This window comes from Stutzerimonas chloritidismutans, assembly GCF_020783375.1.
In the GTDB taxonomy this organism is placed as follows: domain Bacteria; phylum Pseudomonadota; class Gammaproteobacteria; order Pseudomonadales; family Pseudomonadaceae; genus Stutzerimonas; species Stutzerimonas kunmingensis.
In genome coordinates this window covers 2,213,151-2,235,457 of sequence record NZ_CP086067.1, presented here as the reverse complement: position 1 = coordinate 2,235,457, position 22,307 = coordinate 2,213,151, and the positions used below count along the sequence as shown (strand labels likewise).

The window sequence follows — 22,307 nt, the reverse complement described above, 5'->3', positions numbered from 1 at the left end:
AACCAACCAGAATAAAGAGTCTTTCATGAAGCCGATCATTACCCTTGCCGGGCTTGTGCTGGCGGTCACCAGCGCATTCGCCCAGGCGGAGCCCATCGTCATCAAGTTTTCTCACGTAGTGGCCGAAGACACGCCCAAGGGCAAGGGTGCGCTGATGTTCAAACGCCTGGCCGAAGAGCGCCTGCCCGGCCAGGTAAGCGTCGAGGTCTACCCGAATTCGACGCTGTTCGGTGATGCCACGGAGCTGGAGGCATTGCGCAACAACGAAGTGCAGCTGCTGGCACCGTCACTGGCGAAGTTCGAGCAATACACCAAGCAACTGCAGGTTTTCGACCTGCCCTTCCTGTTCGACGATATCAATGCAGTAAATCGTTTCCAGAAACGCACCAAGGGCAAGCAGCTGCTGCGCTCGATGGAAGACCAGAACATCACCGGCCTGGCCTACTGGCACAACGGCATGAAGCAGCTCTCGGCGACCCGCATGCTACGCCTGCCGAGCGATGCCTCGGGGCTGAGCTTCCGCATTCAACCGTCGGCTGTGCTCGAGGCGCAGTTCGGTGCTGTCGGCGCATCGACCCAGAAGATCGCCTTCGCCGATGTCTACGACGCCCTGCGTACCGGCACCGTACAGGGCGCGGAGAATCCCTGGTCGAACATCTACAGCAAGAAGATGCATACCGTGCAGCCCTACATCATCGAGAGCGACCACGGTGTGCTCGATTACATGGTGGTCAGCAACACCCGTTTCTGGATGGGCATGCCGCACAAGATCCGTTTCGAGCTGGAAGCCATCCTCGACGAGGTGAGCTACATGGTGAACCGCGAGGCCGAGGAGCTGAATCAGGCCGATCGTGAACGCATTCGCCAGGCGGGAACGACCGAGATCGTCAGCCTGACCCCGGAAGAGCGCGAACGCTGGCGCGAAGCGATGCGTCCGGTTTGGCAGCAGTTCGAGCCGGTGATCGGCGCGGACATCATCAAGGCAGCCCAGACCGTCAATCGCAAGCAGCGCAATTGACCCCCGAAAGCGACGCCGCATAAAACGCAAAAGCCCCGCCGATCCGGCGGGGCTTTTTTTTGGGTGCCGGCTTCGCGGCCGGAATCAGGGCGCGTCCGGCAAAGTCGCAGCCGTCGGTGGCTGATCCAGCTGCTGACTATCCCAGCCACCGCCGAGCGCGGCGATCAGCAGCACACTGGCGGTCAGCCGATCGCCCAGCAGGGTCAGGTTGGTGCGCTCGTTGTTCAGCGCGGTGGTCTGCACCGTGGCAACGCTGAGGAAATCGACGGTGCCTGCCCGGTACTGGTTCTCGATCAGACGCAGAGACTCCTGTGCCGCCTCCAGCGCCTCGCGCTGCACAACCGCCTCCTCTTCCAGCACCCGCAGCTGCACCAGGTAATCCTCCACCTCGCGGAAGCTATCGAGCACGGTCTGCCGGTAAGTGGCCACGGTCTGGTCATAACTGGCTTCGGCACGCTCCAGTTCGGCGCGCCGGCTGCCGAAGTCCAACAGTGTCAGCGCGAGTTGCGGGCCGAGCGACCAGAAACGGTTGGGCACACTGAACAGGTCGCTGAAGCTGCTGTTGCGGTAGCCACCGCTCGCCGAGAGCGTCAGGTCCGGGTACCAGGCCGCTTCGGCAACGCCGATGTTGGCGTTAGCCGCCATGACCTGGCGCTCGGCGGCGGCGATATCGGGGCGGCGTTCCAGCAGCTGTGACGGCACGGCCAGCGGCACGCCTGGCAGCGCCGGGATGTCCTCGCGCACCGCAATATCCAGCTCCGAGGGCGCAACGCCGATGAGCACGGCGATCGCATGTTCCATCTGCGCCCGCTGCCAGCGCAGGTCAATGGCCTGGGCCTGGGTGCTCTTGAGTTGCGTCTGCGCCTGGGCGACGTCGGATTTCGGCACGATGCCGGCCCGATACTGGTTCTCGGTCAAGCGCAGCGAGCGTGCGTAAGCCGCGACGGTCTGGTCGAGCAGGCGTTGATGTTCGTCGATCACCCGCAGCTGCAGGTAGGTCTGCACCAGCTCGGCCTGCAGGCTCAGCCGCACTGCGGCCAAGTCTGCGGCGCTGGCCTGCATGCTGGCGCGGTTCGCTTCCAGATTACGCCGCAGTCGGCCCCAGATATCCGCCTCCCAGGACGCACTCAGGCCCGCTTCGTAGCTTTCGCTGACGCCACTGCCGAACGAGCCGCCGCTGGTGTCCGAGCTACCACTGCCCTGCGCTGAACGGGTCACGCCGGCACTGCCGGAAAGGATCGGGAACAGCTGCGAGCGTGCACCGCGTACCAGTGCCCGGGCCTGACGGAACTGGGCCTCGGCCGCGGCCAGGTTCTGATTGTCGACATTCAGCCGGGCGACCAGGGCGTCCAGCTCGGCATCGCCATAAAGCCGCCACCACGCGCCACGCTCCAGCACATCGGCCGGCGCCGCGGCTTTCCAGCCTTCGGCCTGTTTGAATTCGGTAGCCACGGGCAGCTCCGGACGTTGATAGTCCGGGCCCAGGGTACAGGCGCCCAACGACAGGGCCAGCACGGCAGCCGCGAGGGGCCGCAGGGCATGCTTCAGCGATGAGAGGCTCAGCGACGACGGATTCATAGCGGGTTTTCCAGGGCGGCATCGGTGCGAACACCGCGCCAGCTGTTGAAACGATGACGCAGGCGGTCCAGGTACAGATAGACCACCGGCGTGGTGTAGAGGGTCAGGATCTGGCTCAGCAGCAGACCGCCGATGATGGTCAGACCCAACGGCTGACGCATCTCGGCGCCCTCCGCGCCGCCGAGCAGCAGCGGCAGCGCGCCGAGAATGGCCGCCATGGTGGTCATCAGGATCGGCCGGAAACGCAGCAGGCAGGCGCGATGGATCGAATCGGCGGGCGACAGCCTGTCGTTGCGCTCGAACTGCAGCGCCAGGTCGATCATCAGGATCGCGTTCTTCTTCACCACGCCGATCAGCAGGAAGAGCCCGAGTAGCGAGATCAGGCTGAACTGGTCGCCGGTGAGGATGATCGCCAGCAGCGCGCCGACTCCGGCCGATGGCAGTGTCGAGAGAATGGTCAGCGGATGGATGTAGCTCTCGTAGAGGATGCCCAGCACGATGTAGACCAGCAGCAAGGCGCCGAGAATCATCAGTGGCTGGCCTTGCTGGGTGCTCTCGAAGGCGCTGCCGGTGCCGCCGAGGCGGCCCTGTACCTCACTCGGCATGCCGATGGCGGCGACGGCGCGCTCGATGGCCAGGGTCGCCTGATCGAGGCTGACGTCAGGCGCGAGGTCGAAATCGATGTTCTCCGCAGCGAACTGCCCGTCATGGCTGACCCGATCCTCCTCCAGGCTGCGTTCGTAGCGGGCGAACGCGGCGAGCGGCACGCGCCGGCCATCCTCGGTGATGATGTGGATCTGCTCCAGCACCTCGGGGTACTGCGCGTAGCTGGGGTCGATCTCCATCACGACCTGGTACTGGTTGAGCGATTCATAGATGGTGGAAATCTGCCGCTGGCTGAAGGCGTTGTTGAGCAGCGTGGTCACCGTACTCATGTCGATGCCCAGACGCTTGGCCGCATCGCGATCGATCTTCAGGCTGATCTGCTGGGCGCCCTCGCCGTCATTGGCGTCGATGCTGGTAAGTTCCGGCAGCGCCGACAGTGCCTGGGTGACCCGCGGCACCCAGGTGCGCAGGTCGTTCAGGTCGCTCGCCAACAACGTGTAGGAATAGGCCGAGCTGCTCTGCCGGCCACCGCCGAACTGCAGGTCCTGATCGGCCATGAGGAACATGCGCCCGCCAGGCACCTTGGGCTGGTTCTTGCGGATGCGCTCGATGACCTTCTGCGCCGAGATCTTCCGCTCGCTCAGCGGTTTGAGGCGCACGATCATGAAAGCATTGTTGATGCCGCCCTGCCCGCCGATGAAGCCCGCCACGCTCTCCACCGCCGGATCCGCCAGCACCGCCTTGCGGAAGACTTCCATCTTCGGCTGCATGACCTGGAAGGACAGGCCGTCATCACCGCGGATAAAGCCGGTCAGCTGGCCGGTGTCCTGCTGTGGCAGGAAGGTCTTTGGCACCTGCACGTAGAGCACCACGTTCAGCGCGATGGTCGCCAGCAGGCTCAGCAGCGTGATGCGACGGTGCCGCAGTGCCCAGCTCAGCGACCGGTCGTAGTGACGCAGCAGCCACTGATGGGCCTGGTGGCTCCAGCGCTGCAGGCGCCCTTCCTGCGCGGGCTGATGCGGTTTGAGCCAGCGCGCGCAGAGCATCGGTGTCAGCGTCAGCGAAACCAGCAGCGAGACCAGGATCGCCGCCGCCAGGGTGATGGAAAACTCGCGGAACAGCCGCTCGACGATGCCACCCATGTAGAGAATGGAGACGAACACCACCACCAGTGAGAGGTTCATCGACAGCAACGTGAAACCGACTTCGCGGGTGCCGACGTAGGCGGCCTTCAACGGCGGCATGCCGTCGTCGATATGCCGGGCGATGTTCTCCAGCACCACGATGGCATCGTCCACCACCAGACCGGCGGCCAGGATCAGCGCCATCAGCGAGAGGATGTTCAGCGAGAAGCCGAACAGGTACATCACGGCAAAGGTACCGACCAGCGACACCGGAACTGCCAGCGCCGGGATCAATGCAGTACGCAGGCTGCCGAGGAACAGGAACACCAGCACGATGACCAGCGCCACCGCGATCAGCAGCGTGCGTTCGGCTTCGTGCAGCGTGGCGCGGATCACCGGCGAGCGGTCCATGGCGATGTTCAGATCGACGCTGCCGGGCATGATCGCCTGCAGCGCCGGCAGTTCGCGGCGGATGCCCTCGATGGTTTCGATGATGTTGGCGCCGGCCTGGCGATTGACGATCAGCAGCACGGCCTGCTCGTTGTTGAAGAAGCCGCTGTTGTAGCGGTCCTCCACCGAATCGCGCACCTTTGCGACATCGCCCAGGCGCAGCGCTGCACCGTCCTGGTAGCGGATGATCAGCGGTGTGTAGTCGGCCGCCTCGTGCAGCTGATCGTTGGCGCGAACCTGCCAGTGGCGGTCCGCGTCCTCGACCATGCCCTTGGGTCGGCGCACGTTTCCGTTGGCAATGGTCTGGCGCACTTCGTCCAGCGACACGCCGTACTGCTCCAGCTGCTGCGGCTGCAGCTCGATGCGCACGGCGGGCAGCGAGCTGCCGCCGACCTGGATTTCGCCGACGCCGGACACCTGCGACAGCTTCTGCGCCAGGATGGTCGAGCCGATGTCGTACAGCTCGGCCTTGTCCAGCACGTCCGAGGTCAGCGAGAGCACCATGATCGGTGCCTGGGACGGATTGATCTTGCGGTAGGTGGGCATGCTGCGCATGCCGCTGGGCAGCAGGTTGCGCGCGGCGTTGATGGCCGCCTGCACGTCGCGGGCGGCGCCATTGATCTCGCGGTCCAGGTCGAACTGGATGATGATCCGCGTCGAGCCCTGGCTGCTGCGACTGGTCATCTGGCTGACGCCGGCGATGCTGCCCAGCGAGCGCTCCAGTGGCGTGGCCACGCTGGAGGCCATGATTTCCGGGCTGGCGCCGGGCAGGCTGGCTTGCACGGTGATTACCGGGAAATCCATGTTCGGCAGCGGCGATACCGGCAGCAGGCCGAAGCTGACGCCACCCAGCAACAGGATCGCCAGACTGAGCAACATGGTCGCCACGGGACGGGCGATAAAAGGCGCGGAAAGGTTCATGCCCGCCCCCGCACGATCGCAGGCCGGCTCACGCTTCAGCCTCCACCAGCGGCTCGCGGCGACGCCCGAAGCGCTGGCCGAGGCGGTCGAAGAACAGGTAGATCACCGGTGTGGTGAACAGCGTCAGCAGCTGGCTGAGCAGCAGACCGCCGACCAGCACCAGGCCGAGCGGCTGGCGTAGCTCGGCACCGGAGCCGGATGCCAGCATCAGTGGAATCGCACCGAACAGCGCCGCCAGCGTGGTCATCAGGATCGGCCGGAAACGCAGCAGCGCCGCGCGATAGATCGCGTCCTGCGGACTCATGCCCTGCTGCCGTTCGGCCTCCAGGGCGAAGTCGATCATCATGATCGCGTTCTTCTTGACGATGCCGATCAGGAGGATGATGCCGATGATCGCGATCAGCCCGAGGTCGTTACCGGTCAGCAACAAGGCTAGCAAGGCGCCGACCGCCGCCGAGGGCAGCGTGGAGAGGATGGTGATCGGGTGGATATAGCTCTCGTAGAGCACGCCGAGCACGATATACATGGTCACCACCGCGGCGAGAATCAGCAGCAGCGTGCTCGATAGCGAGGCGCGGAAAGCCTCGGCCGCACCCTGGAAGCGCGTCTGGATACCGGCCGGCAGGCCGATCTCCTGCTCCACCGCTTCGATCACTTCCACCGCCTTACCGAGCGACACGCCGCTGGCCAGGTTGAACGACAGGGTCACCGCCGGGAACTGGCCGATATGGTTGATCAGCAAGGGCGCGTTGCGTTGCTCCAGCGTCGCCAGGCTCGACAATCGCACCGGTGTGCCGCCTTCGCTCTGCACGAATAGTTGCTCCAGCGCCTGCGGGCCGAGGCGGTTGCCCGCCTCTGCCTCCAGCACCACGCGGTACTGACTGGCCTGGGTGAAGATGGTGGAAATCTGCCGTTGGCCGAAGGCGTCGTACAGCGCATCGGTGATATCCGCGACCTGGATGCCCAGGCGCGCCGCGGCGTCGCGGTCGATGTCCAGATAGATCTGCAGGCCGCTGCTTTGCAGATCGCTGGCCACATCGGTCAGCTCCGGCCGCTCGCGCAGCGCCTCGACCAGCCGCGGCGTCCACTCCTGCAGCAGCTCGCCGTCCGGCGTCTCGAGGCTGAACTGGAATTGCGTGCGGCTGATCCGGTCCTCGATGGACAGATCCTGCACCGGCTGCAGGTACAGCTCGATACCTGGCACCTTGGCCAGCTCCGGTCGCAGCCGGTCGATGATCTGGCTGGCAGTCAGGTCTCGCTCGCCGTGGGGCTTGAGATTGATCAGCAGGCGGCCGCTGTTGAGCGTGACGTTGTCGCCATCCACGCCGATGTAGGACGACAGGCTGTCCACCGCCGGATCGGCAAGAATCACCCGCGCCAGTGCCTGCTGGCGCTCGCTCATGGCGCGGAAGGAGATCGACTGCGGCGCCTCGCTGATGCCCTGGATCACGCCGGTGTCCTGCACCGGGAAGAATCCCTTGGGCACGGCGAGATAGAGCACGACGGTAAGGCCAAGCGTCGCAACCGCGACCAGAAGGGTCAGCGTCTGGTGGCGCAATACCCAGGTCAGCCAGCGCGAGTAACCGCCGATCAGGCGCTCGACCCAGTCAGGCTTGGCCTCGACGGCCGTCTGCGGCTTGAGCAGCTTGGCGCACATCATCGGCGTCAGCGTCAGCGACACCACCAGCGAGATCAGAATCGCCACCGCCAGGGTGATGGCGAACTCGCGGAACAGCCGGCCGACCACGTCCTGCATGAACAGCAGCGGAATCAGCACGGCGATCAACGAGAAAGTCAGCGAGATGAGGGTGAAACCGATCTGTTTCGCGCCCTTCAGCGCGGCGTTGAGCGGTGTCTCGCCCTCCTCCAGATGCCGCGCGATGTTCTCCAGCATGACGATTGCATCGTCCACCACGAAGCCGGTGGCTATCGTCAGCGCCATCAAGGTCAGGTTGTTCAGGGAGAAACCGCAGACGTACATCACCGCGAAGGTGCCGACCAGTGACAGCGGCACGGCAATTGACGGGATCACCGTGGCCGAAAGCTTCTTGAGAAAAACAAAGGTGACCATCACCACCAGGAAGGTGGCGAGCATCAGCTCGTGCTGCACATCGGTGACGGCGGCGCGGATGGTCTGGGTACGGTCGGTGAGCACCACCACATCCAGGCCGGCCGGCATGCTGGCCGTCACTTCCGGCAGCAGCGCCTGGATGCGTTCGACCACGTCGATGACATTGGCACCGGGCTGGCGCTGGACGTTGAGCAGCACCGCCTGGCTGTCATTGGCCCAGGCCGCGAGGCGCTCGTTCTCGGCGCCGTCGATGATGTCGGCGACATCCTTAAGCCGCAGCGCGGCGCCATCCTCGTAGGTGAGGATCAGCTCGGCATATTCCTCAGGCGTCTTCAGCTGGTCGTTGGCGTCGAGCATCGACACCCGGGTCGGGCCGTCGAAGTTGCCTTTGGGCTGGTTGACGTTGGAGCTGGTGATCAGCGAGCGCACGTCGGCCAGCGAAAGGCCGTACGCGGCAAGTGCTTCCGGGTTGGTGCGGATACGCACCGCCGGCCGCTGGCCACCGGCGATACTGACCATGCCGACGCCGTTGATCTGCGCCAGTTTCTGCGCCATGCGCGTATCGACCAGATCATGCAGTTTGGGCAGCGGCAGCGATTCGGACGTCACGGCCAGGGTCAGCACCGGCGTGTCGGCCGGGTTGACCTTGTTGTACACCGGCGGCGCCGGAAGATCGTTGGGCAGCAGGTTGTTCGCCGCGTTGATCGCGGCCTGCACTTCCTGCTCGGCCACATCCAGCGCCACGTCCAGCGAGAAACGCAGGGTAATCACCGAAGCGCCGCCGGAGCTGGTGGATGACAGCTGCTCGAGCCCCGGCATCTGCCCGAACTGGCGCTCCAGCGGTGCGGTAACGGCGCTGGTCATGACTTCGGGGCTGGCACCGGGATACAGCGTCATCACACGGATCGTCGGGTAGTCCACCTGTGGCAATGCCGCCACTGGCAACAGCTTGTAGGCGATCAGTCCTGCCAGCAGGATAGCGATCATGCTCAGCGTGGTCGCAACCGGTCGCAGGATGAACAACCGCGAGATGTTCATCGCTCTTCGCGCTCCGCAGCCTCACCGCCCCCAAGCACCGGATTTTCCGCTGCCTGTTCGGCCATGCGCTGGCTGCCGACGACCTCCACTTCGGCGCCATCGCGCAGTCGGTCGGTGCCTTCCATCACCACCCGCTCGCCCACCTTCAAGCCCTCGAGCACCACCGTGGTCGCGCCGTTGGTAGGCCCGGCCTGCAACGTCCGCAGCTCAACCTTGTTGTCGTCGCCGACGACATAGGCGAAGGTGCCGCGCGAACCGAACTGCAGCGCCGCAGACGGAATCAACACGGCGTCACGCAGGGTCTCCACCCGCAGGCGCACGTTGACGAACTGGTTGGGGATCAGCAGCTCCGCTTCATTGTCGAAACGCGCCTTCAGGCGCAGCGTGCCGGTAGTCGCATCAATCTGGTTATCGATGCTCTCCAGCACGCCCTCGCCAAACTGGGTCTTTTCACCGCGATCCCAGATCTGCACTGCAAGCTCATCGCCCTGGCGATAGCGCGTCAGCACCGGCAGCAACTCGCCTTCGGGCAGGGTGAAGCTGATGGACATCGGCTGGGTCTGGGTGATCACCACCAGCGGCGTGGTGTCGTTGGCAGCTACCAGATTGCCCACATCGAGCTGGCGCAGGCCGACCCGACCATCGATGGGCGAGCGAATCTGGGTGAACTCGAGATTCAGGCGCGCCTCGTTGACCGACGCCTGATTGGCGGCCAGCGTGCCCTGGTACTGGCTGACCAGCGCTTCCTGGGTATCCAGGGTCTGCTTGGCGATGCTGTCATCGGCGTAGAGACCGCGATAACGCTCGAAATCCACCTGCGCGTTCTTCAGCTGCGCGCGGTTCTGCTGCAAGGTGCCCTCCGCCTGCTGCAGCGCGACCTTGTATGGGCGAGGGTCGATCACCGCCAGCAGATCGCCCTTCTTGACACGCTGCCCCTCTTCGAAACGCAGCTCGACCAGCTCGCCACCGACCCGGCTGCGCAGATTGACGGTATTCAACGGCGTCACGCTGCCGAGCGCCTTGTTGAAGACCTCGAATTCACCCTGCTCCACCTTGGCCACGCGCACGGGCACAGGCCCGCCAAACGCGCCGAAGCCCGGACGCCCGCCCGGCCGCTGAGGGGTTTCCTGAGGTGCAGGCCACAGCCACCAGACCAGCAGCCCGATGGCAGCTAAGGCGAGGATGATGAGCAGCCAACGAAGGCTGGAACGCGCGGAAGAAGGATGAGCCACGGTCATGAACGGGGTTCGCTTGAAAAGGAGCGTGAACCATAAGCAGTCGCGAACCGCTCGCAAAGTGCCTTTACGGCATTTTTACGTATCGGCATGTATGAAGAGCCCCAGACAGGCCGGTGCGCGTCGGAACCATGTGCCGGGTCTTAAGTCTATTTAGCGTTCTTCTCGGGCACCGAGCTGCGAGGGGAAGAGCTGTAAGCAGGCCGTATGGTCTGCCAGCACGTCGAATCGGACATTGTCGTGTCGCTAACGGGCCATCATCGATGGCCAGCAAGGATCAAGGAATGAATGTATCGCTGGTCATTCTGGCGTTGACCGTCGCCAGTTTTCTTCTCGGGTTTCTTCGCGATCTGTTCATCGCCCGCTCCTTCGGCCTCAGCTGGGAAGCGGACCTCATCTTCGTCGCCCTGATCCTGCCGCTGTTCTTCGAGAACTTCCTCGGCCTCGCCTTGCGCGACGCCATGATCCCTTACCTGCAGAAGCTGCGCAGCCAGTCGCAGTCGCTGTTCGAGGCGGTCGCGCGCTGGCTTTACTGGCGCATCATGCTGCTCGGTGGCGCGGCCTGCCTACTGATACTCCTGACCAGCTACTGGGTGCTGAACGCCCTGGCACCGGGCTGGACACCGGAACAGGTCGCCAACGGACAACTGGTCTTCTGCGTCGGCGCGCTGCTGATCGGCGTACAGGCCGCGCTGTACTGCCAGGGCGCGTTGCTCAACATGGACAACGTGTTCGTCATGCCGATGACACGAACCCTGCTGCTCAATGCCGGGGCCATCATCGGGATTCTGCTGTTCGAACCCAGCGGCATGGTGATCTTTCTCGGCATGCTTTTGCCGCAGTTGGCCCTGATCGTCGTGCAGCACCGCCGTATTCATTACCTGCGGGGAGAGGCGCAACCGCTGGAAAAAGGTCACGGCAGTCAGTTCGGCCTGGCATTCGCCCCGGTACTGATGGCCGCTGGCGCTCAGCAGGCGTGCATTTTGGCCGAGCGGATGTTCGCCTCATTCCTTGAGGAAGGCAGCATCACCATGCTGTCGTTCGCCTTCCGCATCGTCACCATCCCGCTGACGCTGTACGCGATGTCGGTGCTTTCCGTGCTCTTTCCGCAGTTCTCCTCCAGCTGGAACGAGCAGGATCACAGCGCTCATGCCGCGGTGATTCGCAAGGGGCTGCTGGCGACGTTGCTGTTCCTGGTGCCGGCCACCGTCGTGCTTTGCTCCTTCCCGGAAGCGGTGGTCGCGGTACTGCTCGAGCGCGGCGAGTTCGGCGCCACGCAAACCCAGGCAACCGCCTCGCTGATGGTCATCTACGCGCTTGGTCTGCCGTCGATGGGGCTCGCCCTGCTCTGGGGCCGCGCCCTGCTCGCCCAGCACCAGGTTCGCCTGTTTCTGGTGATCACGCTGATCAGCTCGGCCATGACCATCGCCCTGGATGCCGCGCTTTACAAGCACTATGGCGCCGCAGGCCTGGCACTGGCCTTCTCCAGCGGTGTCACGCTGCAGGCGCTGTTCATGGGGTTGTTCGTCTATCGCGCCTCGCCCAAGGGCGCCGGTGTGGCTGTGCTCGCGCGCTGGGCCGCGACAGCAGCGGTGTTGGCCGCTGCGCTGCACTTCGTGCCTCAGCCACAAGGCTTTATCGAACTCTGCGTCTATATCGGCCTGGTGCTGATCGGTTTCGCCGCCGGCGTGACCTTGCTCGGCGAGCGCGACCTGTTCAAGCCACGCTACTGGTCCATGCGCAAGGCCTGACGGCAACGCGGCGGTCCTGCATCGCCGCTCTTTCGATCATCACCGACAACAGAAACAAAAAGGCCGCTGACATCAGACAGCGGCCTTTTTGTTTGAGCGTCGTTCAACCACCGAAGGCGAGCATTCCCATGGTGCTGATGCCTGGTGCGGTCCAGTCTGACCCTTTGCTCTCGACCTGGGTCATGCGCGGCTTGCGCTGCTCCAGCACGATATCCAGCGCGCGACTCGGCAAAATGTCGATGTCGTCAAAGGTGATGATCTGGCCAGGCTCGACGGCGCGTTTGAGCGCAGTCTTGCGCAGCAGACCGATCGGCACATGATCCGGGTGCTCGGCCAGCTTGATCGCCTCGCCACGGAACTGGAAACCGCCGATGCCGCGCTCGATCAACTCACCCGGCTTCATGGCACGCTTGGCGATGGCCGCAACGCCGAGGGTCGGTTCGGTCGAGTTGTTGAGCAGCACACCACCGCCATTCAGCACGCGGCGCACGGTCTTGCCCACTTCCAGCGAGCAGAGGTGGAACGGACGCACCAGCGTGTAGAACGGCCCGCGGCCCAGCTTGAAGTACTCGATTGCCTGCGCCTGATCCTCGTCGTGCCTGCCCACCAGGAACACGCCGCCGGCCGGGTAGCCGGAAGGAATGACGTAGTCGACGATTGGCTGCCCTGCTCGCTCGGCCATCATGCCGAGCAGGCTGGCGCTGTCGTCCAGGTTGGTCGAGGCCAGCCCCTCCATGCCCTGACGGGTAATGGTGGCGCCCAGGCCGTTACCGATGATCACCTGCTCGATCTGCACCTTGGTGCCGTCGGTGAAGGACGTGGTCTGATCGACGCTGATCCCCTGTCGATTGGCCCAGTAGGCCATGTCTTCCGGCGACGGATCATGGTTCAGATAGCCCTTCATGTTGCCGTACACCAGCGGCTGAAAGCCCATCTGCAGCGCGTCTTCATGCAGGGCCGCAAGCGAACCTGGCTGGTCGCCTTCGGCTTCGGTGAGGAAACCCCTGCCAGCCAGGAAGGAGCCCGTGGTCACCTGCAGTTCGGCGTTGACCGTCACCACCTGCAAGCCCGCTTCGAAAGCGCGCTCGATGACTGAAGTCCCATGGAACACGTCACCGCTGCACTCGACAATCAGATCGGAATGATCGATCAGCTCGTCCAGCGAGTTGGTGAGGACGTCTGCCAACGGGAAGTCAGCCATCGTTGAGAGCGGTCGGCGTGTCAGGACGCGCGAGATTTCCATGTCCGGATAGTGTTTCTTGATTAACCGCACGAAGCCGCGGGCGATCATTCCGGTTCCGGAAACACCGATTTTCTTGATCTCTGAGGTAGGCATAAACTGAATCCATTCAATGGGCATCAGCGCTATGACAGCAGCTGAGCGAAAAGATTTTTGAAAAGCTGCCTATTTGCCACTTTTGCAGACTTCTCCACACCCGCGACGCTGAAGCCGGGCGGCATGCCTGAAAGTAGTTGTCTCGGAGGGTTCACGCTAATTGACGACGACGGGCGGTTTCGCACCAACTGATGGATTTCTGTCGCCAGAAAACGAAACGGCGAGTGCTATTGAAAGCCACTCGCCGTTTCGTCCCAGCAAGGCAGATCAGCCAAGCGAGGCGATGGCTGCCTCGTAGTTCGGTTCACTGCCGATCTCGTTGACCAGCTCGCTGTGCAGGACGCGATTCTGTTCGTCGAGCACGACTACCGCGCGAGCTGCGACCCCGGCCAGCGGGCCGCTGGCAATCGCTACGCCGTAATCCTCGAGGAACTCGGCACCGCGCATGGTGGACAGGTTGATGACATTCTCCAGCCCCTCGGCGCCGCAGAAGCGCTTCTGCGCGAACGGCAGGTCGGCGGAGATGCACAGCACCACGGTGTTTTCCAGGGCATTGGCCTGAGCATTGAACTTGCGCACCGAGGTGGCGCAGGTCGGTGTATCGATGCTCGGGAAGATGTTGAGAATCTTGCGCTTGCCGGCAAGGCTCGACAGCTCGACATCGGAAAGGTCAGCGCCCACCAGGCGGAACGCCTTGGCCTGCTGGCCGGCCTGGGGGAAGTCACCGGCCACTTGGATCGGTGTGCCTTTCAGGGTGATTTCAGTCATTTGCTTCGCTCCTCGATATGAATAGGCAATAAAAAAGGTCGTGGAACGCGCAGCTCCACGACCTGGGTGGTCGACACGGGCTTGTTCCTGTTGCACGACCGATGCAGCGCTGGCTGCCCGCACCGGTCGCTATCGGACATCAGCTACGTGCGAAATATTCCTTGGTCAGCTTGACCACTACCGGACTCAGCAGCAACAGCGAAACCAGGTTGGGGATCGCCATCAGGCCGTTGAGGGTATCGGCCAACAACCAGGCGAAGTCGAGCTGGGCAATGGCGCCGAACGGCACTGCCAGAACCCAGATCACGCGGAACGGCCAGATGGCTCGCGTGCCGACCAGGAACTCCCAGCACTTCTCGCCGAAATAGCTCCAGCCAAGGATTGTGGTAAAGGCGAAGACCACCAGCGCGAGAGTCAGGATGATGCCACCGATACCCGGCATGGCCGACTCGAAGGCTGCCGCGGACAGCGCCGCACCGCTTTCGCCGCTGGTCCAGACCCCGGTGCAGATGATCGCCAGGCCGGTCATCGAGCAGACGATGATGGTGTCGATGAATGTACCCAGCATGCCGATCATGCCCGAGCGCACCGAGCTTGTGGTGGTTCCGGCCGCCTGAGCGATACCAGCGGTACCAAGGCCCGCCTCGTTGGAGAAGATGCCGCGGGCAACACCGAAGCGAATCGCCGCCATGACCGCAGCGCCGGCGAAGCCACCGGTTGCGGCGATCGGCGTGAAGGCGTGGGTGAAGATCAGGTCGAATGCCGCCGGAATGGCCGAGGCATTGACTACCAGCACCACGGCAGCGGCGATCAGGTACGCCAGGCACATGAACGGTACGAGCGACGCGGCGACCACACCGATGCGGCGAATACCGCCGAGAATCACCAGGCCGACGATCACCATTGTGATCAGGCCGGTCGCCCACAGCGGCACCGAGAAGGTGGTTTCCAGCGCGTGGGCCATGCTATTGACCTGCACCATGTTGCCGATGCCGAAGCCGGCCAGGCCACCGAAAATGGCGAAGGCGGTACCCAGCCAGATCCACTTCTTGCCCAGACCGTTCTTGATCGCGTACATCGGGCCGCCAACGTGCTCGCCGCGGTCGTCCTTCTCACGGTAGTGGACCGCCAGTACGACTTCGCAGTACTTGGTGGCCATACCCACCAGCGCGGTGCACCACATCCAGAAGAGCGCACCCGGCCCGCCGAGGAAGATGGCCGTGGCCACGCCTGCGATGTTGCCGGTACCCACGGTCGCCGCCAGCGAGGTCATCAGCGCCTGGAAAGGGCTGATTTCGCCAGTGGCTTCGTCACCCTTGGTGCGTCCGCGCCACATCAGCGCAAAGCCGGTCGGGATGCGGGTCAGCGGCATGAACTTGAGGAAGATCATCAGGAACAGACCGGTACCAAGGATCAGCACCAGCATGGGTGGGCCCCAGACGAGGCCGTTGACGCTATTGACGAGGTTATTCAGAAATTCCATTCGAGCACCTTATTTCTTATAGGCGAGTTCCCTCGCGTTAGGGTCGCGCTACCGTGGAGCCGTTGAAAAACATGACGCTTGTGGCGGTGGTTTTTCAGCGACCAGGTAACGGCGATTCCGATACGCCTCTGGAGCTTGCGCTGCGCTGAGGTCCGCGAGCGCTTTGCAAGACTCGTGCTAGAGCGTTGCGCGGTTATGACCGCGACGTTCGGAAGCGTGGATGCTACCACTGCATTCGCCCATTGGGCTCGGGGCAATCGCGCCAGATTCGATGATCGAATCGACGCGAAAACCAGACCGAACGGTCAGACCCCGCAGCTCGACTCAGTCGAGCCAGGAATGGCATGGAAAGCGAAATCAGCGTAGCCCAGTCTGGTGCGCCCGCCAGTGCGGATTGATGCAGTTTGGTGCGCCCGACCGATGAGAGCGCGAATGCTTCATCATGCCTCTGCGCCTCCTCGATCATGGCGCACCGGCGGTGTTCCGGCGCCGCGCAATCGATCAGAAGTCGCGGCGATAGAACAGGTCCAACGAGCTGGCCAATCCGCTGGCGGCTTCGAGGAAGATCCGCCGCGTCAGCTGATAGCGCAGCGCAATGGTATTCGACGGCTCGAACACGCCGACGCCATATCGCAATGCCAGCCGTTCCGTCAGCCGCCCGGTAGCGACCACGCTGGTGCCAACGCCGGTGCCTTCGGTGTCCAGCTGGAAGTCCTGGATGCCCAGGCGCTGCGCCAGGCCGCCGGTGATGGATGAGCTACCCGCCAGGCCAAGGCCCAGCGCCGCCTGTGCCAGCAGGTTGCTGTCCCCGGTATCGGCGCCCAGCGGTCGCCCCAGTACCAGATACGCCAGTGCCTGCTCCTGACTCATGGCAGGCTCGGAAAACACGTCGATGCGTGGCTGCTCGGCGCTGCCGGTGATGCGCAGGCCGGCGATCACATTCTCCGCATCGATACGGCGAATCGCCTCGATGTTGAGGAACGGCTGGCTGATCACGCCAGTGAACAGCAACTCGGCGCGGCGGATGGTCAGTCGCTGGCCGTAGGCTCGGTATCGGCCGTTCTTCAGCTGCAGCTCGCCACGTGCATCCAGGTTGTCGCCAATGTGCAGATAGCCGGCGAGATCGGCGGTCAGGCCGAAGCCGGAGAAGCGCAGGCGGTCCTGGCCCACCTCAACATCAATGTCCATCTTCACTGCCAGCGAGGTCGCCGGCTCCTCGGCTTCGCGACCGATGATCACCGTGTCCTCGGAGACCTTGACCGTCGCCGGCGGTAGCTCGCGAACCGTGATCGCTCCTCGCGGCACTTCGACCCGACCGCTGACCGCCAGGTCCTGCCCGCTAAGCACGATGCGCAGGTCGGGCTCCACTTCCAGGTCGGCGTAAGGCTCGACCACCACCGGCAGGCGACTGCCCTTGATCGCCAGATCCAGATCCAGTTCGTTCCGCCAGTCCAGCGAGCCGGCCAGACTGCCGCGTCCCTGCTCGCCGGCACGCCAGTTGCCGTCGATGTCCAGCCGCTCACCCTCGATCAGCATGCGCACCCGCAGGTCTTCGAACGTCGTCGGCAACTCGCTGCCGGCGATTTCACCCTCACTCAACAGCAGCTGGCCGTTGAGTGACGGCTGCTGTAGGGTGCCGGCCAGCCGGCCACTGCCGTTCAGTTCGCCGCGCAAACGCTCGACCATCGGCACGAATGGGCGCGCCACCGACAGATCGAGACCACTCAGGCGAAACTCGCCATCGATCGGCTTGGCCGCGGACCGCGGATCGATCTTCAGCTGCACGTCAAGCTCGCCCAGCTCGCCGCCCAGAAAGCGCAGCTGGCTGTCGATCCGCTCCGGCAGCAGTCGGCTGTTCAGCACCAGGGTCTGATAGGGGAAGTCGTGCCACTCGTCCACATCGCGAATGCGCAGCACGCCGGGGCCGGCGTCGACCCGAACCCGGCCATTGGGCCCGCCAGCGGGAAGATCCAGTTCGATATCGGCATTCAGTTCGCCCTGCCAGCGGAAATCTTCGGGCAAGTAGTCGGCCAGGGTCTGCAGTGAGAAATCGCGAAGGCGATAGCGAATCTGCGGTTCCGGCAGCAGACGCTGATTCTCCGCGCAGAGGCTGGCGGGCCCGGAACGCCAGCAATGCGCACCGAACTCCAGTCGGCCATCGGCGAAACGCTGCAGTGTGGCCGGCCGTTGCAGGGCCCAGTCTTGCTGTTGCGCGCTGAGCTCGCCGCGCGTCAGCCGGCCAAGCCAATCATCACCGCGCAATCCACCATCGAAACCCAGCGCCAGGTCGAGCAAGGGACCTTGCAGCTGCAGCTCGGCCTGATGCCGTTCCGCCGTGCCTTCGGCATTGATCCGCAGTGCGCCGATGTCCGTCTCGCCTGCGCGGACTCGCTCGGCGGTCAGCGCCAGCCGACCACGTTCCCCATCGGATAGCTGACCCTGCACGCTGAGGCGACGCAGCCGATTGTCCTCATAAGCTAGGTTGCGACCGTTCAGCTCGAGCTGCGCGCTCGGCGCCGCTGCGGTTCCCGTCAGCGTGACCTCACCGTTCACTCGCCCCCTGAGACCGGGCCACAGCTGCGCCAGGCGGCCCAGTTCCAGTTGCAGTCGACCATCCAGCGTCTGTGCCCAGATGCCATTGCCCTGTACGCGGTTATCGCCCATGCGCAGGTCGATGACCGGCAGATCCCAGCGCTCGCCCTCGCCGTTGGCTTGCAGCTGCAGACGGGTATTCTGCCCGCGCAGGCGCCCGGCGAGGTCGAGGCTCGCCTCGGCCTGCAGCTGCTCGTCACGCAAGGCGCCCTGGCTTTTCAGCGAACCGCCGAGATTGCCCGGCAGTTCGGCCAGCCAGTACGCCGGATCGAGTTCGCTCAGCGTCAGGTCGGCTTTCCAGTCGATGCCCGCGACGAAGCCGAAGCTCAACGAACCCGTCGCACTGCCCTGCCCGGCTTGCAGCTGCAGTTGCGGCAGATGCACCGCTTCGAGATTGCCGCTGACCGGGCTGTTCAGTGTGAAATCCCCGGCCGGGCCGGTCATGGCCGATTCGAAATTGCCGAGATAGCTGCCGTCGTCGTACTGAATCTGCGCCTTGAGCTCGCGCAGCGTCACCGGCGGCTCTTCGATCGCCGGGTAGAGCCGTCGCCAGGGAAAATCGCGCCAGAGCAGATCGGCATTCGCGGTCAGGCCGTCCTGCCAGTCGACATCGCCACTCAGCCGCACATCGCGCTGCTGCCCCGCATCCAGCTCGAGCATCTCGATCTGCGCTCCGCTCGGACTGACGACGCCCTCCAGCGCCAGCCGCACTGCGCCGCCCTCGCCCGGCAGTTCGGTGGTACCGAGCAGCCGGTAGCCGTCCTGCAGGTTGCCACTCGCTGTCAGCTCCAGATCGTTCAGACGCAGGGTGTCTGGCAGATCGGGCAGCGGCTTGAACCCGTCGGCGTTCAGCCGGAGCGTCGCCGGCAATTGCTCATCCAGGGCCCGCAGCTGCCCGCTGAGGGTGCCGTCAAGATAGCCCTGGCTTTGCACCTGCACCTGCAGCTGCTCGCGCAGGGCGCCATCCACGGTGATCATCAGCGCCCACGGCTGTTCGTCCGGCGACTGCAACGCGGCCTGCCCGTCCAGCGTCAACGGCCAATCACCGCTGGGCTGCAGTCGACCAGTCACTGACAGGTCCACATCCGCCCTGCGCAGGTCGAGGCGCTGGATATCCAGGCCATCCGCACGCCAATTAGCCTGCAGAGACAGGCTTCGCACCTGCTCGCTTTCATTGAGCGTTACCCGGCCGATTTCGATGCGTTCGACCTGCAGCGCCAGCGGCAGATCGAGCTCAGGCAAGCTGAAGGGGTCCGCCGCCGGGTCAGGCTCGCTGGGCGGGAAGCTGAGGTCGATGTCGCCAGTGACCAACTCGTCGATGCACAGCGTGCGCTTTAGCAGGCACGCCGGCGACCAGGCAAGACGGGGCTGTTGCACTTCGACACGACTGCCGTCCTGCTCCCAGATCAGCCGCTCGGCCTGCCAGCGCTGGCCGAGTCGGCCCTCGAACGCTTCGACCGTCAGCCCCGGCACCTGCCCCAGCAGCCAGCGGCTGCCGCTGGCGGTGCCGAGCAGCACGGCGGTGACGATGAGCACGAGCAATATCAGCCCAAGCAGCGTCCAGCCAAGCCCACGCAGTAGCCGCATCACAGCTCCGGCCCCATGGAGAAATGCAGGCGGACGCCACCGTCGCCGTCCAGCGGATGAGCGACATCGACGCGAATCGGGCCAACCGGCGATACCCAGCGCACACCGACGCCAACGGCACTTTTCAGCGTGGGAATTTCCAGCGAGTTGAAGGCGTTGCCCTGATCGACGAAGGTCGCGACACGCCATTTCTCGGCGATCGAATACTGATACTCGGCGCTGACCGCGAACTGATAGCGGCCGCCGATCTTGTCGCCATCGGAGTTGGTCGGTGACAGGCTCTGGTAATCGTAGCCACGCACGCTCTGATCACCACCGGCGAAATAGCGCAGTGATGGCGGCACGTTGACGTATTCATCGGTCCAGTTGCCGCCAAGCTGCACGCGACCGAGAAAACGATGCCGCTGGGCCAGGGTGGTCAGCCCCCGCAGCTGCACGTTGGCGTGGACCAGGTCGGCGTCGGAAAGCACCCCGGCCTTCGCTGCGGCCACTTCGAACTGCAGGCGATAGCCGCGGCTCGGATCGATACGGTTGTCGCTACGCAGGTAGCTGTAGGCGACGCCGGGCATGAGCAAGGTGCTGGTTCCGGAATCGTCCCCGAGGCGATATTCCTCGTGCTGCCACTTCAGCGACAGCACGCGCAACCAGCCGCTGGGCAGCTGGCTGTGCCATTCCGGCCCGACCTTGAGCAGGCGGCTGAGGCTGTCGGTGCCGGCGATCTCTTCATACTGGTAGCCGCCGACGAAGCGCAGCTTGTCGGTCAGTGGCGGGTCCAGCGGGATGTCGTACCAGAACCCGACGTTCTGCCGCGGCGCCGACAGTTCCGCCTCGGCCCCGTAGCTATGGCCTTGCGGGTTGACCCAGTGGCGCGTCCAGTCCAGCCGGACCCGCGGGCCGACGTCGGTGGAATAACCAAGGCCGAAGCCAAAGGTGCGCGGCTTGCGCGTGGTGAGCGCGACCGAAACAGGGATGCGCTGCTGGTTGGCGCCGCTCGGGTTGGCATCGACGCGCACGCCCTCGAAATAGCCGCTCGACTGCAGCGCCTGGCTGAGTTCGGCGATCAGTTCGGAGTCGTACGGTGTATCCGTCTCGAACGGCACCATGCGCGCGAGCAGGTCGTCATCGAATGGCGAATCCCCCTCGAAGCGCACGTCGCCCAGGCGGTAGCGCGGCCCGCTGTCGAACACCAGCTCGACGTCGGCGACGTTCTCCCGCGGATCGACGGCCAGCCGCTGCTGGGTGAAGCGGCCATCGAAATAGCCGAAGCGCGAGGCCTGGTTGAGAAACTGCTGCTTCACCTCTTCGTACCGTCCGTGGTTCAGCACATCGCCCTGACGCAGGGTGCGTTCGGCGACGCGAAAGCCGGAGAACTCAGCGGCAGGCCCGTCCAGCCGGACGGTGATGTTGCGCAGCTTCACCGGCTCACCGGTTCGCACACGCAACACCAGCGCGGGTTCCTCGCCCTCACGCACATCGGTGCGGATGCGGCTGCGGTAGTAACCCAGCGCTTGCAACGCCTTTTCCGCCTGACTCTGCGCGACCCGGCTGTAGCGCAGCAGCTCGCGCGCGTCACGGTCGCCCAGGTCGCCAATGTAGTTCTCGATATTTTCCCGGAGCGCCCGGTTCTCGGGCTCGATGCGAACGTCGAGTTCAGCGGCGCTGGCATGGATGCCGCTCAACATCACGAGTGCGGCTACCAGCGGGCCGATTCGGTTCGATTTGCACATGGCCAGCGATGCTAGCACGTGTTTCCGAGCAGGCCCGAACGTACGGGCTAGACAGTGTGTAAGGCGATCTTGCGGTGGGGCGGGCATCGGCTGACATCGCGTGGCTTCAGACCAGTCAGACTGGCCCGCCCGGATAAAATTCGGCCACACCTAACGCGCCGCTTCCATCCGCCTGGGCGCCGGATGAAAGAAGATGTGTTCGACCACCGGGCCGACGGCGATCTGGCCGATCTCCTCGTAGCCCTGCCGCTGGTAGAAATTCAGGTAGCGTGGGTTGCCGGTATCGATCACCAGCCCCTGGGAGGTTTCATCCTCGGCGCACCACTCGTGCACCGCCTGCAGCAGCTGCTCACCATATTGCTGCCCCTGAAACTGCGGATGCACACCGAGCAACGGCAGCAGATGCACCGCGCCGGTCGGCAGACACGCCAGTACCGCCGCGTGGTAGTCCAGATAGCGCCTGGTGCAGCGGAACCCGGCGGTCAGCAGCATGCGCGCGCGCCAGGCCCAGCTTTCGGTGACATCCAGCCGCCGTTGCGGCGGCGCGATCAGCGCGACGGCTATCAGGCGGTCGTCCAGCAACAGCCCGAGTGCTGGTTGCTGCTGCAAGAAATGCTGGTTTACCAGCTCCCGCACGGTCGCGCGCACGCGCTGCTGATAGCCGGGCCGGTCCGCCTCGAACAGGTAGGCAAAGGTCGGTTCGTGACGGTATGCGTGATACAGCAGCGAACGGGTTTCGCGGTCATAACCACCATCGAGCGTGCGAACCTCGGCAGACATCGGCATGGCAACTCTCGGCTTTTTCCAGAGGGATGCTTGCAACTTAGCAGCGCTTCGCCCGCCCCGCCACGCCGCCGGAGCACCTGCCGTTCACGCTGCTCCAAAGACAATGCCGTTGCTGTCCGTTTCAGCGCGAAACTTGGTAAGCACGGCGGCACGGCTCTAGAATCGGCGTTCTTTGCCCACGACAGATCGGCATCGGCAGCGCCGCGCCGGGTGTCCTTCCCACTTGAGCCTCAGCC

The 22,307-nt window shown here is 64.3% G+C and carries 12 protein-coding genes; 2 read left to right on the top strand and 10 right to left on the bottom strand.

Translation table 11 applies throughout. The annotated features are described in order from the left end of the window. The first annotated feature begins 25 nt into the window (after window positions 1-25). The gene (locus LLJ08_RS10370) at window positions 26-1,018 is read left to right on the top strand and encodes a TRAP transporter substrate-binding protein (protein ID WP_228206962.1); all 993 of its coding nucleotides are present in this window, start codon (window positions 26-28) and stop codon (window positions 1,016-1,018) included. Between the two features lie 84 nt (window positions 1,019-1,102). Here the strand turns inward: LLJ08_RS10370 and LLJ08_RS10365 are convergent, their stop codons facing one another. The 4 genes from LLJ08_RS10365 to LLJ08_RS10350 are packed head-to-tail and all read right to left on the bottom strand — an operon-like array spanning window position 1,103 to window position 10,044. After that, a complete protein-coding gene (locus LLJ08_RS10365) occupies window positions 1,103-2,596 on the bottom strand; it encodes an efflux transporter outer membrane subunit (RefSeq protein ID WP_228208885.1) in 1,494 nt (497 codons plus the stop codon). Continuing rightward, on the bottom strand, window positions 2,593-5,697 hold the full coding sequence (locus tag LLJ08_RS10360) for an efflux RND transporter permease subunit (protein ID WP_014820187.1): 3,105 nt from the start codon (window positions 5,695-5,697) through the stop codon (window positions 2,593-2,595). The genes LLJ08_RS10365 and LLJ08_RS10360 overlap by 4 nt, the downstream gene beginning before the upstream one ends. Before the next feature lie 28 nt (window positions 5,698-5,725). Then, window positions 5,726-8,806: an MdtB/MuxB family multidrug efflux RND transporter permease subunit gene (locus LLJ08_RS10355; protein ID WP_228208884.1), complete on the bottom strand. Its 3,081-nt coding sequence runs from the start codon at window positions 8,804-8,806 to the stop codon at window positions 5,726-5,728. Beyond that, window positions 8,803-10,044 (bottom strand): MdtA/MuxA family multidrug efflux RND transporter periplasmic adaptor subunit, encoded by a 1,242-nt coding sequence (locus LLJ08_RS10350; protein ID WP_228208883.1) that lies wholly within the window; start codon window positions 10,042-10,044, stop codon window positions 8,803-8,805. The genes LLJ08_RS10355 and LLJ08_RS10350 overlap by 4 nt, the downstream gene beginning before the upstream one ends. Before the next feature lie 281 nt (window positions 10,045-10,325). Here LLJ08_RS10350 and LLJ08_RS10345 point away from each other — a divergent pair, with 281 nt between their 5' ends. Further along, on the top strand, window positions 10,326-11,792 hold the full coding sequence (locus tag LLJ08_RS10345; protein WP_023445346.1) for a lipid II flippase MurJ: 1,467 nt from the start codon (window positions 10,326-10,328) through the stop codon (window positions 11,790-11,792). A 103-nt stretch (window positions 11,793-11,895) separates the two neighbouring features. On the opposite strand, the gene LLJ08_RS10340 is transcribed toward LLJ08_RS10345, so the two are convergent. From LLJ08_RS10340 to LLJ08_RS10315, 6 genes are all read right to left on the bottom strand, one after another. Beyond that, window positions 11,896-13,083 (bottom strand): NAD(P)-dependent oxidoreductase, encoded by a 1,188-nt coding sequence (locus tag LLJ08_RS10340; RefSeq protein ID WP_042928202.1) that lies wholly within the window; start codon window positions 13,081-13,083, stop codon window positions 11,896-11,898. 312 nt (window positions 13,084-13,395) lie between these two features. Further along, window positions 13,396-13,896, bottom strand: coding sequence for a thiol peroxidase (gene tpx / locus LLJ08_RS10335; protein ID WP_045667133.1), 501 nt, complete (start codon window positions 13,894-13,896; stop codon window positions 13,396-13,398). 139 nt (window positions 13,897-14,035) lie between these two features. Next, the gene (locus LLJ08_RS10330) at window positions 14,036-15,379 is read right to left on the bottom strand and encodes an alanine/glycine:cation symporter family protein (protein ID WP_045667132.1); all 1,344 of its coding nucleotides are present in this window, start codon (window positions 15,377-15,379) and stop codon (window positions 14,036-14,038) included. Between the two features lie 501 nt (window positions 15,380-15,880). Beyond that, complete coding sequence (locus LLJ08_RS10325) at window positions 15,881-19,558, bottom strand: translocation/assembly module TamB domain-containing protein (RefSeq protein WP_228208882.1); 3,678 nt, start codon at window positions 19,556-19,558, stop codon at window positions 15,881-15,883. Then, entirely contained in the window at window positions 19,558-21,240 is a 1,683-nt protein-coding gene (locus LLJ08_RS10320; RefSeq protein ID WP_172602809.1) for an autotransporter assembly complex protein TamA, read from the bottom strand. Before LLJ08_RS10320 ends, LLJ08_RS10325 begins: the two co-directional genes overlap by 1 nt. A 195-nt stretch (window positions 21,241-21,435) precedes the next feature. Further along, window positions 21,436-22,071 carry a GNAT family N-acetyltransferase gene (locus tag LLJ08_RS10315; protein WP_014820178.1) on the bottom strand — a complete coding sequence of 212 codons (636 nt, stop codon included), beginning with the start codon at window positions 22,069-22,071 and terminating at the stop codon, window positions 21,436-21,438. Window positions 22,072-22,307: the final 236 nt, after the last annotated feature.

Coding starts and splice junctions, on each gene's coding strand:
- LLJ08_RS10370 (WP_228206962.1), top strand. CDS start 26: ATGAAGCCGATCATTACCCTTGCCGGGCTTGTGCTGGCGGTCACCAGC.
- LLJ08_RS10365 (WP_228208885.1), bottom strand. CDS start 2,596: ATGAATCCGTCGTCGCTGAGCCTCTCATCGCTGAAGCATGCCCTGCGG.
- LLJ08_RS10360 (WP_014820187.1), bottom strand. CDS start 5,697: ATGAACCTTTCCGCGCCTTTTATCGCCCGTCCCGTGGCGACCATGTTG.
- LLJ08_RS10355 (WP_228208884.1), bottom strand. CDS start 8,806: ATGAACATCTCGCGGTTGTTCATCCTGCGACCGGTTGCGACCACGCTG.
- LLJ08_RS10350 (WP_228208883.1), bottom strand. CDS start 10,044: ATGACCGTGGCTCATCCTTCTTCCGCGCGTTCCAGCCTTCGTTGGCTG.
- LLJ08_RS10345 (WP_023445346.1), top strand. CDS start 10,326: ATGAATGTATCGCTGGTCATTCTGGCGTTGACCGTCGCCAGTTTTCTT.
- LLJ08_RS10340 (WP_042928202.1), bottom strand. CDS start 13,083: ATGATCGCCCGCGGCTTCGTGCGGTTAATCAAGAAACACTATCCGGAC.
- tpx (WP_045667133.1), bottom strand. CDS start 13,896: ATGACTGAAATCACCCTGAAAGGCACACCGATCCAAGTGGCCGGTGAC.
- LLJ08_RS10330 (WP_045667132.1), bottom strand. CDS start 15,379: ATGGAATTTCTGAATAACCTCGTCAATAGCGTCAACGGCCTCGTCTGG.
- LLJ08_RS10325 (WP_228208882.1), bottom strand. CDS start 19,558: ATGCGGCTACTGCGTGGGCTTGGCTGGACGCTGCTTGGGCTGATATTG.
- LLJ08_RS10320 (WP_172602809.1), bottom strand. CDS start 21,240: ATGTTGAGCGGCATCCATGCCAGCGCCGCTGAACTCGACGTTCGCATC.
- LLJ08_RS10315 (WP_014820178.1), bottom strand. CDS start 22,071: ATGCCGATGTCTGCCGAGGTTCGCACGCTCGATGGTGGTTATGACCGC.